This is a genomic window from Streptomyces sp. NPDC001606 (assembly GCF_053596835.1).
In genome coordinates, this window is record NZ_JBSFHC010000005.1 from 113550 (window position 1) to 126153 (window position 12604).

At 69.4% G+C, this 12604-nt stretch carries 13 protein-coding genes and 3 pseudogenes; 8 read left to right on the forward strand and 8 right to left on the reverse strand.

The window, feature by feature from the left end; genetic code table 11:
• Window positions 1–3 precede the first annotated feature (3 nt).
• The gene (locus ACWCV9_RS12070; protein WP_450785897.1) at window positions 4–405 is read left to right on the forward strand and encodes a CBS domain-containing protein; all 402 of its coding nucleotides are present in this window, start codon (window positions 4–6) and stop codon (window positions 403–405) included.
• 94 nt (window positions 406–499) lie between these two features.
• On the opposite strand, the pseudogene ACWCV9_RS12075 reads toward ACWCV9_RS12070, so the two are convergent.
• Window positions 500–656, reverse strand: a pseudogene (locus tag ACWCV9_RS12075) (IS30 family transposase); the annotation flags it as partial.
• Window positions 657–1261: 605 nt separating this feature from the next.
• On the opposite strand from ACWCV9_RS12075, the gene ACWCV9_RS12080 reads away from it, so the two are divergent.
• Entirely contained in the window at window positions 1262–1606 is a 345-nt protein-coding gene (locus tag ACWCV9_RS12080; protein WP_030176886.1) for a MerR family transcriptional regulator, read from the forward strand.
• 149 nt (window positions 1607–1755) lie between these two features.
• On the opposite strand, the gene ACWCV9_RS12085 is transcribed toward ACWCV9_RS12080, so the two are convergent.
• Together ACWCV9_RS12085 and ACWCV9_RS12090 are read right to left on the reverse strand one after the other, a co-directional pair.
• Complete coding sequence (locus tag ACWCV9_RS12085; protein WP_450785899.1) at window positions 1756–2874, reverse strand: fatty acid desaturase family protein; 1119 nt, start codon at window positions 2872–2874, stop codon at window positions 1756–1758.
• Between the two features lie 7 nt (window positions 2875–2881).
• On the reverse strand, window positions 2882–3937 hold the full coding sequence (locus ACWCV9_RS12090) for a ferredoxin reductase (RefSeq protein ID WP_450785900.1): 1056 nt from the start codon (window positions 3935–3937) through the stop codon (window positions 2882–2884).
• A gap of 87 nt (window positions 3938–4024) precedes the next feature.
• Here ACWCV9_RS12090 and ACWCV9_RS12095 point away from each other — a divergent pair, with 87 nt between their 5' ends.
• The gene (locus ACWCV9_RS12095; RefSeq protein WP_450785902.1) at window positions 4025–5164 is read left to right on the forward strand and encodes a PucR family transcriptional regulator; all 1140 of its coding nucleotides are present in this window, start codon (window positions 4025–4027) and stop codon (window positions 5162–5164) included.
• A gap of 616 nt (window positions 5165–5780) precedes the next feature.
• Window positions 5781–6107 carry an IS3 family transposase gene (locus ACWCV9_RS12100; RefSeq protein ID WP_450785903.1) on the forward strand — a complete coding sequence of 109 codons (327 nt, stop codon included), beginning with the start codon at window positions 5781–5783 and terminating at the stop codon, window positions 6105–6107.
• 39 nt (window positions 6108–6146) lie between these two features.
• Here the strand turns inward: ACWCV9_RS12100 and ACWCV9_RS12105 are convergent, their stop codons facing one another.
• On the reverse strand, window positions 6147–6650 hold the full coding sequence (locus ACWCV9_RS12105) for a hypothetical protein (RefSeq protein WP_450786249.1): 504 nt from the start codon (window positions 6648–6650) through the stop codon (window positions 6147–6149).
• Window positions 6651–6652: 2 nt separating this feature from the next.
• Window positions 6653–7855 (reverse strand): molybdopterin-dependent oxidoreductase, encoded by a 1203-nt coding sequence (locus ACWCV9_RS12110; protein WP_450786251.1) that lies wholly within the window; start codon window positions 7853–7855, stop codon window positions 6653–6655.
• Between the two features lie 442 nt (window positions 7856–8297).
• Between ACWCV9_RS12110 and ACWCV9_RS12115 the strand changes: the two genes are divergently transcribed.
• Window positions 8298–8741, forward strand: a complete 444-nt coding sequence (locus ACWCV9_RS12115; protein WP_450785904.1) for a GtrA family protein — start codon at window positions 8298–8300, stop codon at window positions 8739–8741.
• A gap of 409 nt (window positions 8742–9150) precedes the next feature.
• Here the strand turns inward: ACWCV9_RS12115 and ACWCV9_RS12120 are convergent.
• Window positions 9151–9423 (reverse strand): annotated as a pseudogene (locus ACWCV9_RS12120) (hydroxylase); the annotation flags it as partial.
• An 11-nt stretch (window positions 9424–9434) separates the two neighbouring features.
• On the opposite strand from ACWCV9_RS12120, the gene ACWCV9_RS12125 reads away from it, so the two are divergent.
• On the forward strand, window positions 9435–9653 hold the full coding sequence (locus ACWCV9_RS12125; protein WP_450786265.1) for a hypothetical protein: 219 nt from the start codon (window positions 9435–9437) through the stop codon (window positions 9651–9653).
• A gap of 140 nt (window positions 9654–9793) precedes the next feature.
• On the opposite strand, the pseudogene ACWCV9_RS12130 reads toward ACWCV9_RS12125, so the two are convergent.
• Window positions 9794–9976 (reverse strand): annotated as a pseudogene (locus tag ACWCV9_RS12130) (trimeric intracellular cation channel family protein); the annotation flags it as partial.
• Window positions 9949–10164 (reverse strand): hypothetical protein, encoded by a 216-nt coding sequence (locus ACWCV9_RS12135; RefSeq protein WP_450785905.1) that lies wholly within the window; start codon window positions 10162–10164, stop codon window positions 9949–9951. The pseudogene ACWCV9_RS12130 and the gene ACWCV9_RS12135, both read right to left, overlap by 28 nt.
• A 490-nt stretch (window positions 10165–10654) precedes the next feature.
• On the opposite strand from ACWCV9_RS12135, the gene ACWCV9_RS12140 reads away from it, so the two are divergent.
• Together ACWCV9_RS12140 and ACWCV9_RS12145 are read left to right on the forward strand one after the other, a co-directional pair.
• Window positions 10655–11437 (forward strand): MEDS domain-containing protein, encoded by a 783-nt coding sequence (locus ACWCV9_RS12140; protein ID WP_450785907.1) that lies wholly within the window; start codon window positions 10655–10657, stop codon window positions 11435–11437.
• On the forward strand, window positions 11434–12384 hold the full coding sequence (locus tag ACWCV9_RS12145; protein WP_450785909.1) for an anti-sigma factor RsbA family regulatory protein: 951 nt from the start codon (window positions 11434–11436) through the stop codon (window positions 12382–12384). Before ACWCV9_RS12140 ends, ACWCV9_RS12145 begins: the two co-directional genes overlap by 4 nt.
• The last annotated feature ends 220 nt before the right edge of the window (window positions 12385–12604 follow it).

Below are 12604 nucleotides of genomic sequence, written 5' to 3' on the forward strand. Positions count from 1 at the left end.
CCTTTGACGCTGGATCAGACGCAGTTCCGCTCAACACGTACCGACGCCGTGCAGACGGCGGCCGATCCCGCGGACGCGGCCGGACCGCAGGTCTGGGAGGACATGACCGTGGAGGTGGCACTGTGCGTGATGACCGCCGCCCGTACAGCTCATCTGGTCGTCTGCGACGAGGACGGTCTGCGCACCGGCCTGGTCACCCGGGACCGGCTCACGGCCGTTCGTGACGGCTCCGGATACACGGACCGGATCCGCCTGCGGGACATCGCCGACGTCATCGGGCCTTTCGCCTCGCCGCTGGCCACGAGGGCCGAAGCCGAACGTGCGATGCGCTGCCGCCGGCTCGGGGCCCCGCCCGTGGTCGACGGACACGGCAACGCTCTGGGCGTCCTCGCCCTCTCTCGCTGAACCGCCGTCCTGTCTGCCTGACGTACGGACAGGTGTGAGCCGAACCGAACCGTGAGGCCCCACCGGCGTGGGCGAATTCCAGGCGGTGAGTTGATCAAGCCGCGAGCAGTTGAGACAGACGCTCGGCTGGGGTCTCCCAGCCGAGCGTTTTGCGTGGGCGGCTGTTGAGTTCGGTGGCGGGGGCGTCCAGGTCCTCGCGGGTGTGGCGGGACTTACGGTGCCCTTGGGCAGGACTGCCGCAGCAGGCCGTCGTCGGGGCCGCCATCGTGCCGGCCGACGACCCCGGCGGAGATCCGGCCGGCCGCCTGCTGTGACCGTCCCCGGGCGCCGGTCATCCCATGGCCCCTTTGGCGCGTACTTCGGGCCCAGCAGGTGGTCGCCGAGCCGGGAAGCAGCCAGGGACAGCACTCTTTCGAGTGTATCTGCGGAAGAAGTTCAGACACTGGCCATGGAGAAAACCTGTCGTGACGACAGTAGACGTTGGCCCGTCGCAGGATTACTGTCTTTGTCGTACCCAGGAAGTCGAAGTGGGCACGGCAGACACGAACTGCCGTGCCGGCAGCGGGCTCAGCAGTACCCGCGGTATCCAGCAGTACCCCCGAGTAACCGAAGGTGAGGAGCGAGACGCCATCAGGATCGCCCGGGCGAGGAAGCAGTCCGCCCGGGTACCGCAAGGCCCCGGATTGGAAGGTGGTCCCCGGTCACGCATCCGCGATCCCCGCAGTCCTGCCCTCCCAGGCGGACCCTGCGGACATACGAGGCCGGCGCAGTTCGCCGGTAGATGGTGTTGAAAGCTCGGGGCCCGGGTGCCAGTGCGGCGCCCGGGCCCCCCGACGTCCCCCGGAAGAAGAGGTCTATGCCCCCTGGCAGTTCCCGCGCCGTCACCCCTCTCGATGACGACGACTATCCCGCCTACACCATGGGCCGGGCCGCCGACATGCTCGGCACCACCCCCGCCTTCCTGCGTGCCCTCGGCGAACACCGCCTGATCACACCTTTGCGCTCCGAAGGCGGCCACCGCCGCTACTCCCGCTACCAGCTGCGCATCGCTGCCCGTGCCCGCGAACTCGTCGACCAGGGCACCCCCATCGAAGCTGCCTGCCGCATCATCGTCCTCGAAGACCAACTGGAAGAAGCGCAGCGCATCAACGAGCAAATGCGCACACAAGGCCCCGAGCCGCAGTCGAAGACCTCAGCCTGACCGGGCGCCGGCACGAAGACACGGACGACGCTCCCGGCCCGCCACCGACTGACCCCGCCATCGGCCCCTGAAGCGAGCGCCCCTGACTCCCCCAGGGCAAGGACCCCGGCGATCACCACGCTGGGGTCCTTGCCAGGCGTTTGTGACAATCAGGCGGCGACGAGCTCCTGCTCGCGGTCCGGCGTCTTGACCTCGGGCTTCTTGTTCGGCAGCGAGAGCCGGAAGACCTTGCGCCACGCGGAGAACACCTGCTTGGGCAGCGGTCCGGTGACGTACTCCAGCTCGTACTTCTCGAACAGCGCGCGCACCTTCACCGCGACCTCGGCGTACCGGTTGCTCGGCAGGTCCGGGAACAGGTGGTGCTCGATCTGGTGCGACAGGTTGCCGGTCATGAAGTGCATGGCCCTGCTGCCGCTGATGTTCGCCGAGCCCATCATCTGGCGCAGGTACCACTGGCCGCGCGTCTCGCCGTCGATCGACCGGCGCTCGAAGACCTGCACGCCCTCGGGGAAGTGCCCGCACATGATCACGGAGTGGGACCAGATGTTGCGGACCAGGTTCGCGGTGAACGTGGCGGCGAGCGTGGGGAGGAACGACGGGCCCGACAGCAGCGGGTGGATCACGTAGTCCTTGAGCACCTGCTTGCGGATCTTACGGCCCACGGCCTTGGCCCGCGCGCGGAACTCCGGGTTCTTGCGGCGGCGCTTGTCCAGGTTCTTGCCGAGCTCCAGGTCGTACGCCGCGATGCCGTACTCGAAGAAGCAGGCGTTGACGAAGTTCCACAGCGGCTGGCCGAGGTGGAGCGGGTGCCACTCCTGGTCCTCGTCGACGCGCATGATGCCGTAGCCGAGGTCGTTGTCCTTGCCGATCACGTTCGTGTACGTGTGGTGCAGCTCGTTGTGCGAGTGCTTCCACTGGTCGGCCGGCGAGACGTGATCCCACTCCCAGGTCGTGGAGTGGATCTTCGGGTCTCGCATCCAGTCCCACTGGCCGTGCAGGATGTTGTGGCCGATCTCCATGTTGTCCATGATCTTCGCCACGGACAGCCCGGCGGTGCCGAGCAGCCACGCGGGCGGGAACATCGAGAACAGCAGCACGCCCCTGCTGACCAGCTCGAGTGTGCGCTGCGCCGAGATGACCTTGCGGATGTAGGCGGCGTCCTTCTCGCCGCGGCCGGCGATCACCTCGTCACGGATCGCGTCCAGCTCGCGGCCGAGCTCCTCGATCTGCTCCGCCGTCAGGTGGGCGGTGGGGTCGATGGCGGTCAAGGTGCTCCTACTGTTCGATGTCGCAAGGGCCCGCCGCGGCGGACACGCAGGTCTGGATGAGGACGCCCGGCTCGGCCTCGGTGATCTCGCCGGTGCGCAGGTCGCGGACGGCGCCCGCCTTGAGCGGCGTGACGCAGCCGAAGCAGATGCCCATGCGGCACCCGGAGGGCATGAGCACACCGGCCTCCTCGCCGATGTCCAGCAACGGCGTGGTGCCGTCCGCGTCGACGGTCTTGCCGGTGGTGCTGAACGTGACCTCACCGCCGTCGCCGGTGGCGACGATGCCGGGGCGGAAGCGTTCGGTGTGCAGCCGCTCCGGTACGCCGTGTTCGCTCCAGTGCTTCTCGGCGGCGTCGAGCAGGCCCGCCGGCCCGCAGGCCCAGGTCTCGCGCTCGGCCCAGTCGGGTACGAGTGCGTCGAGACGGGTGATGTCGAGCATGCCGTGGGTGTCGGTGTGCAGCTCGGTGAGGCGCAGCTTCCCGGCCGCGACCAGGTCGTGCAGTTCGCTGCGGAAGATCACGTCCCGCGGCTGCGGGGCGGAGTGGACCATGACGACGTCGTCGAACTCGGAGTCGCGCAGCATGCCCATCACGGGCGTGATGCCGCTGCCGGCCGTCAGGTAGAGCACCTTGGCGGGCTTGACCCGCGGCAGCACGAAGTCACCGGTCGCCTGGTCGAGCTGGATCAGCGTGCCCGGCTTCACCCTGCGAACCAGGTGGTTGCTGACCTTGCCGTCCGGGATCGCCTTCACGGTGATCGTGACGCGGCCGTCGGGGCGGTGGGTGGGCGAGGTGAGGGAGTAGGCACGCCACAGGCGGACCCCGTCGACGTCGACCCCGATCCGCACGTACTGACCGGCCAGGTGGCCGCGCCAGCCCCGTCCCGGCCTGATCACGATGGTCGCGGCGTCATCCGTCTCGGGGTGCACGGCCTCGATGCGCCCCCGCAGGTCAGCGCCCGCACGCAGTGGGCTGACCAGGTCGAGGTAGTCCGACGGCAGCAGCGGCGTCGTGACCATCTCCAGCAGTTTCCACGCCCTGCTGCGAAGGGCTGCACTCGTCATGACTCCAGCTTGCTGCGTCTCAGCGCGTAAAGTCCTGACCGTAGGACGTGAATCTGGTGGGTTGGATTGTTCGCAGGGAATAAAAACGTGAGTCGTGTAACCCAGAGGGCCAGCGAACTGGCCCTCGATGAGACGACGGTCACCGCACTTCGGGCTGCGCTGAAGACCACCGCCGACGAGGTCGTCCAGGCGATTATCGACGAGGTCCCTTCCTACGCCAACGCCCTGTCGGGCAGCATGGGCGGCACCATCCGCCGAGCCGTTCGCACCGCCCTCGGGCACTACCTGGACCTCGCGAGCGGCAACGCCATGGGCGGCGACGGCGGTGACGCGGCCTACGAGCTGGGCCGTGGCGAGGTGCGCGACGGCCGTTCGATGGACGCCCTGCTCAGCGCCTACCGCGTCGGCGCCCGCGTGGCCTGGCGATGCCTGGCAGCGGGCGCCGTGTCCGCAGGTCTGCCCGCCGCCGAGGTCGCCAAGTTCGCCGAGCTGACCTTCGCCTACATCGACGAGCTCTCCGCCGCGAGCGCCGCGGGCCACGCCGACGAACTGGCCGCCCGGGGCAGGGCCCACGAGCGCCACCTGGAACAGCTGGCGCGCAACCTCCTCGCCGGCGCGAGCCCGGACGTGCTGCTGGCCTCTGCTCAACGGGCCGGATGGCAGCCTCCGGTTACGCTGACGGCGGTCCTGCTGCCCGCCGCCCAGGCCCGGCCGGCCTACCGCGCGCTCGACCCGTGCACCCTCGTCCTCGACGATCTGCCCGACGCCACCGGTGTGCTGCTCGTCCCCGATGCCGACCGATCACATCTCCTGCGGCAGCTGACCGACCGCACCGCCGTGGTCGGCCCGGCCCGGCCATGGACGCGTGCGTCCGCTTCATACGCACGAGCCCTACGCGCGCGCTCCCTCTCCTCCGATATCCGCGACACCGAGGACCACCTGCCCGAGCTGGTGCTGAGCGCCGACGCGGACGCGTTCGCAGACCTGCGTGCCCGAGCCCTCGCACCGTTGCGGACCTTGCCTGTCGCGACCGCACGGCGGCTGGAGGAGACGTTGCGGGCGTGGCTGCTGCACCAGGGCAGGCGGGACGAGGTGGCGGCGGCGTTGTTCGTCCATCCCCAGACGGTCCGGTACCGGATGTCGCAGCTGCGGGAGCTGTTTCCGGATCTCGCATCGCCACACCGGGTCCTTGAACTGACGCTGGCGGTCGGTCTTCGGGCCAGTTGACGCGTACAAGCGACCGCGGCCGGGAGGTCTTCCACCTGGTCAGACCTGTGTAGCCGCAACCTCCGTTATAGGGGCAGTCTGTGACAGCGCCAGTGATAGGGCGAAGCCCCGCCGGGAAGCAGCCTCTGCCCAGAGCCAGGAGACGAAGCCCCACCGGAGCGTTCCGGTGGGGCTTCGCCGTGAGCTCGACTGTGCTTCCGCGCATAACGCGTTCGGCCCCTCATGCGTCCGTGTTCCTGCGATGCTCTCGGGACGCTGGATTTGTGATCGCACCGATCGACATGGGATCCGTGAGACGACGCGGCCCCGCCGAGATGTCGGGCGGGGTTCTGTCATGTGGTGGGTCGATGCCGTGTGCCCTCCTCCGGCGAGCCCAGTGGTACGCCGGCTGTCAGTGGGGGTGTGCCGAAGTGGCCACCCTTGATGCTGAACATGTGACGCACGCCGGACCTGGTCGTGTGTGCCGGACGTTGGGCGGTCACAGGGCACATGAGCTGACCCCGGATCAAAGCCGCGAGCGCGTTTTTTGCAGCCGAACTCGACCGTCCCCGGACGAGGCCGACCAGGTGATCGAGCACCTCAAGCACAAGGGTCTCGGGGTCGGGTTCGCCTGCCGGTGCTGGGGCTGTCCGAGTGGGCGTATTACGCACGCAAGAAGCGGCCGAAGTCGGCCCGCCGGCTGCGCGACGAGCAGCCCATGCCGCTGATCGAACAGGTCCATGCCGAGTCCGGCGGCACCTATGGTGTCCGCCGGATCACCCGCGCGCTGCGACGCAGAGGCGTCCTCGTGGCACGCTGCACCGTCGAGCGGCTGATGCGTGAGCTGGGCCTGGAGGGCGTAATCCGCGGGCAGCGTCGCCGCACCACGGTCCCGGAGCCGTCGGCACCCAGGCCGCCGGACCTGGTCACCGGTTCTCGGCCGGGGTGCAGGGCGAGCGCGTAGGGGTCCTCGTCGGCGTCGTACAGTTCGCCTCGTCCGTTGTCACGGTGCTGCGCCGTGCCCTGCGGCGGGTCGGTTCTTGTCGCCGCGGCCGGCCCGCCTCAGGCGGCGCAGTCTCATCGCGAAGGCCACGGCGGAGGCGGCGAAGAGTGCGCCGGTGATCGCCAGCCATCGGCCGAGGTAGACGCTGTCGGACAGCCCGGTGTCGCCGGGGTAGGGGCCCGCCAGACGGAGGACGAGGGGGAACCAGACCAGCAGGAGCAGACCTGACAGGAAGACGGGGACGCGCAGGTAGTTGATCCACGGCACCGTCGGCCTGTCGGCGGCTCGGTGCCGCAGTACGGAGAGGGCCGACAGGTCGGCCAGCGAGTACAGGGGCAGCAGGATGAGGTCGTGGAGGATCGCCGCACCGACGAACCAGATCGCCACCTCCCAGGGCTGGGCGGCGAACAGGCGCAGCATGGCGTAGCCGGTCAGGGCGAACGAGGCGATCAGGACGAGCAGGTGCAGGGGCCCGGAGCCGTACCAGCGTGCGAATCGTGTCATCGTCACGCCCTGAAGGTGAGCCGGTGGACCCACTTGGTGTTGTTCACGCCGGGGTTGGCCGGGACGATGATGCGGGCCGGGTAGCCGTGGTCGAGTGAGAGGTTCGCGCCGTTGACGCGGAGGGCGAGCAGCGCTCGCGGGTCGTGGATCTGGTTGCCGCGCAGCACCACCCGGGTGAAGGGGCCGGGGGGTTGAATGGACTGGACCAGGACGCTTGCGGCGTCGGGCAGTCCGGCCAGAGCGGCGAGGTCGGCCAGCCGCAGGCCGCTCCAGTGCTGGTCCTCGGTGGACCATCCCTCCACACAGGCGATCGGCAGTGCGGCGGCGTGCTGGGGCATCGCCAGGAGCTGCTCGCGGGTGAAGACCCGTGGCGCTCCGTGTCCGTGGACCTCCAGCCGCCAGGTGGGGCCGACGAGCGCGGGGGTGATGCCCACTTTCGCCGCCGTCTTGTTGATCTGGAAGCTGTGCGGCCCGCTGCCGGGGTTGCGGTTGTGTGGCGCGAGCAGCGCTGTACCGCGCAGCCGGCCGCCGATGCTCTGTCCGGCGGTCACGACGAGGAGGAGCAGCGATCCCGCTCCCACCATGCCCACCGCGCCGCGGCGGGTCATCGTGGGCGGTGCGGGCGCGGTTGCCACCAGGCCGTCGGGATCGGGTGGTTCGGGCACGGTGTGGGCGAGGTCGGTGCGCAGTTCGGTGCCCAGGTTGCGTGAGCGCAGTGCCCGTGTCATCCGGCCGAGTCTCAGGCACACGTGGACGACGAAGGCGGCGATGAACACCCAGGCGCCGTAGAAGTGCAGGCGGTAGAACGAGCCCGGGAAGACGTAGTAGAGCTGGATGTTGAAGATGCCGGTGACGAATTCGAAGATGACGCCGCCGACCAGCATCAGCAGGGACAGTCTCTCCAGGCCGTGGGCGATGGAGCGTACCGGAAGCCATTCGAACAGCTTCGGGATCACCGACCACAACTTGGCCAGCAGCACCGGCACCAGCACCACGCCCAGCGTCACGTGCACGCCCTGAAGCAGCCGGTACAGCCAGTACGGGTGCGTGGGCCAGCTGAAGAGGTAGAAGCCCAGGACACCCTTGTCGGGGGTCTCGTCGTTGAAGGGGCTCAGCCCGGGGTTGTAGGCGGCGTAGGAGAGCAGTCCGGTGACGAACAGCAGCGGAATGCCGATCAGGAGGACCAGTCCGAACACCGATGTCAGCCAAGGCCCGCGGATCGGACTGCGCCAGAATCCAGGGCGGAACGGACCCGGGGGCGGAGGAGTCCGCTCGACCCGGCGCACGAGGGCCCTGGTATGAGCGGCCCCCTTGGTGGCCCGCGCCGCCGCGGCAGCGCGAACGCGCTTGAGGCGCCCCTGCGCGTGACCCTCGTCCGATCCCCGCCGCTGCGGCCCGCCGGAGCCCGCAGCCGGTGGCCGTCCGCCACTGTCCAACGACTGCCTCCCCTGTCCTCGGGCCGTCTCTCAACCTGGGGATCGAACCCCGCAGCTCCGTCAGTTCCTGTCACATCGTCAGCTACAAACCGGCACAGATCGGGTCGGCTCTCCGCGCCTGTCTTGCATGCGGGTGTCCGTCGTCAGGCGAACGGTTCAACCGGCGCTGCGCACGACTCGACGGGCCGCACGGCGGCCTCATGATGGTGGGGTGCGACGCCTCAGCGCACGGCGCAGCGCCACCACCTGGCTCAGCCGCACCTCGCTGACCCGGGAAGTGTTCTGGTTCGTCGTGATCGGCGTCGCCTCCACTGTGGCCCAGGCCATGCTGTACTGGGTTCTGCGCCAGTGGTCGCAGCCCATCCTGGCCAATTTCACCTCCCTGCTTGTCGTCACCGTCCTCAACACGGAGGCCAACCGCCGACTGACCTTTCGCGAGTCCCGGGTCCGCGTCCTCCAGGCGCATCTGACCGCAGGCGGCCTGTTCGTCCTGGCGTACCTGGTCACCTCAGGCGCTGTCCTGCTCTTCCGTCACTACCGGCCCACCGCCTCACCGGCAGCGGAGACCCTGGTACTTGCGCCGAGCTTCGCCCTGGTGACCGTGGTGCGCTTCACGGTCCTGCGGATGGTCGTCTTCAGACGCCGTCGCCAATGACCCCCTCGCGCCTATGCGACCGACACGCCTCGAACGATGGACGCCGAGACAGATCGAAGCGGCACACGCCGGCACCGGCCAGTCCGGCCAAGGACAATCCGAGGACAGGCGCCGGCCACTCGCCGCTCGCTTCCGACAGCTCGTGCAGTGGTGGCAACGGCACTAGTCCGGGCTGCGGTCGACCCTGGCCAGGGGTGCGGCCGGCGTCGTGTCAGGACTCCTGCCGCCACCGGTGCGATAGGTCGCGGCAGGAGTGTTCAGGGGAGGGTCAGACCAGGACGCGTATGCCGGCCGGCAGTCCGAACTGGTCGCGGGACCAGCCTTCGTAGATGCTGTCGGCGACGTTACGTAGGTGGTTCATCGTGGCGTGGACGTCGCGCCAGTGGCGCTGCAGGGACTGGTCGAGGCGGAGGGAGCCGCCGCCGGCGCGGCGGAAGAGTTCGTCGACGGCGTCGGTTGCGCGGCGGGATGCGCGGACCTGGTTGCGGCGGGCCGCGGCCCGGGCCTAGATGCCGTTGGTCCGGCCTGCGAGGACGTCCTCGTACATCCGGTCCATGGTGGACAACAGGTGGCTACGGCTGGCGTCCAGGTCGGCTGCGGCCTCGCCCAGACCGGTGGGCTGGTGCGGGTCCTCAGCGGCGCGGCTGTCGGCGATGGTGATGCGCTGACGGGTGTAGGTCAGGAATGCGGCAAGTGCGCGCCCTCGGCGATGCCGAGGGCGGCGGCGCTGATCGCGCTGGAGAACAGGACGCCGAACGGCATCGCGTACAGCGGGTTCCCGGGCCGGTTGCGCTCGGCGAGGATGCCTTCGCTGACCTCACGGGCATCCAGGGTGCGCTGGTCAGGGACGAAGGCGTCCTTGACGACGTCCTTGCTGCCGGTGCTGGCGAGGCCGACGACTTGCGCGAATGAGTTGCTTCCCCAGGGGCGGATGGCCCAGTCGACGGCGTTTTTGAGGGCACCCGGAATGGATCGGTTGCAGGTCCCGGATGGCCCCCGCCGCCGACCGCTGTGATGGTGCCCAGCAGCACGGCCGGCAGCCAGCCCAGGCCGACAGCGAGTGTCTTCTGCGCGCCGGCGACCGCCCATACACTGAGCGCCGAGGCATCCAGGAGGGTGAAGGCCCAACCGGAGGTGTGGCGGCTCAGGTCGGCCAGGAAGGCCAGCAGGGTGCCGGCGATGGCGACCGTGAGATAGGTGTAGTCGGTCAGGGCCACGGGGGTGCCGTGCTGCAACAGGGTGTCGCGGAGGATTCCGCCGCCCAGGCCCGAGACGATGCCATGACCAGGAAGCCGAACAGGTCCAGACGACTGGCCCGGGCCAGCACCCCACCGAGCGTGCCGTTGGCGACCACTCCGCTCAGGTCCAGCGCCCGGGTCAGCTCGGTCAGACTCTCTGGCGACAACGCCCGGGCCACAGACACCGGCGTCTCCCTTCACCCTTCCACCATCGAAACAGCCGGAGATGCCACGTGCCCGCGGGGCATGGCATGCGAGGCAGCTTCCCCGGCCGGCCGGACTGCGACGGTGACGTCCGTTCGCAGATGAGGTGCCATACGGGTGGCGAGAACCACTGAGCAGGTATGGGGTCACCCCGAGCAGGGGAGCGCCAACGGCATCCGACGCCGTCACCGGCTACCTCTCCGGGCGCGATCCCAAGGACCCCGGGGTCCTGGCCCAGGCCGGCCTCGCGGGCTGCTCCACGGCCTACTGGTGGTCGGCGGCCGTCTTCGTCGCCGGCCTGGTTGTCACCGCCCTGCTCTACCGCCGTGGGGTATCCCGGCAGAACGGGAACGCTTCACCTGTCGTGCACATGCAGGAGGGCAGGTAGTGCCGCTCCGAGAGGCCACCTCCGAGGCCGGGCACGTGTCGGCACCCTGTCAGTAGAGTGAGACGCGTGAGGATGGAGGAGCAGTGAGAGCGCCGCGCACTCTGGCCACTCTGGACGAGGTCGACACCGGTGATCACGTCTGCCAGGTGTTGGACCGGAGCGACCACGTCATCGATCGCAGCCGGTCCTTCGTCGCGGACGGGGCCCTGTACGGGGACAAGGTGGTGATCGTCGGGCCGCCTCTCGAAGCGGGGAGTGAGTTCGCGCAGCTCGTGCTCGACCCGGCTCGGCTGGACGGCTCTCTGCTGGCCGCGGTGCGCCGGGAGGCGGCCAACGCCGACCGCGAGGGGTTCCGCTCGCTCCGGGTGCTGCACCACGTCGGGCCCGACTGCCGTCCGGAGCGGACGAAGGAACTGTTGCGCAGTGAACTCGATCTCGAGGAGTTCGCCGCCGACACCGGAGCCCTGGTGGTCTGCGCCTACAGCGGTGCGGACCGGGATCCCTCCCTCCTGGAGCGGATCAGGTGCGTGCACCCCCACAGTCTGGGCAGCCGTCCGACGGCACCGGCGTTCCAGGTGTACCGCACGGGGAAGGAAGGCTGGACGGTGAACGGGATCGTCGACAGCGAGGGCGCGGTGGCCTTCGGCTCCATCCTGTGCGCCCTCCTCGCCCAGAAGGCCACGGTGCGCCTGCTCTGCCACGCACTTGAGTTCTTCGACGCCGCCGGCATGAGCGCCCTGGCTGATGCGGCCAGGCACCTTCCGGACCGCAAGGTCGTTTTGGAGGGGACCAACGACACCGTCCGGCTCACCTGGCAGCTGTCCGGCTTCGCGATCCCCGAGATTCCGGTGGTGATGGCGCCGTGACCTCCTCTACTCCCTCCGACGCTCCGGGCACCGGATACCGGCACGAGCTGTATCCGTACTCCGGCAGGGACGCGTTCGTCGAGGGCGCCCTCAGTTTCATCCAGGACGCCCTCGCGGGTGGTGAGGCCGTCGTCGTGGCTGTCCCGCAGGACAAGGCGTCCCTGCTGCGCGCCGAGATCCGCGACGAGGATGCCGTCCGCTACGTCGACACCGCAGAGGTCGCGCACCATCCCGGTCGGCTCATCGGAGCCTGGCAGGAATGGCTCCAGGAGTACGCCTCGCAAGGGCGGCCTGTGCGCGGGATCGGCGAATCACCCTGGGACAAGGTCCGCAGCCCGGCCGAAGCCGAGGAGCTGCGCTATCACGAATGGCTCCTCAACAAAGCCTTCGCCCGGGGCCCGGCCTGGTGGCTGCTGTGCCCCTACGACATCGCTCACGACAAGGCATCACTGGCGGAAATGGCCCGGTGCCACCCCGAGCTGCGCCAGGACGGCCGCACGATGCCGTGTGCGGACTACGACCCGCAGGCACCGTACCGCTTCACACCGCTCACCGACCCGTGCGACCCGTACGAGGAATTCGCCTACAGCAGCGGTGACCTGCCCGCCCTGCGCGAGAAGATCACCGCGTGCGCCGAACGGCACGGCCTGACCGGCCGACGCCTGAGAGAACTGCACCTGGCCGCCACGGAGGTGGCCACCAACAGCATTCGTCACGGCGGCGGACACGGTGTGCTGCGCACCTGGAGCGAGGAGCGCCGACTCGTGTGCGAGTTCCGCGACGCGGGCTACATCGAGGACCCCCTGATCGGACGGAGAAGGCCGGACGCCACGCAGGTCGGTGGTCGCGGCCTCTGGCTGGTCCATCAGCTCTGCGACCTCGTGGAGATCCGCTCCGCACCGGATGAGGGGACCAGGGTCAGGCTCCACACCGAGCTCCCGGAGTAGACCCACGGCATAAACCGCACCGATCTCACCCGGCCCGGACGGTGGCCTGAAGCCAGGCACCCTCCCGGGCGGGACGGCGGATGGCGTTGCATGCGGCAGACCGCCACCCGCGGCGGGCATCGCACCCGCATATGCATAGGTCTGCCCCAAGACAAATGGGGCAGACGGTGGAACAGAGGCAAGGCCCGCAGCACACCTGGGACCCGGCCCGATGAGAACG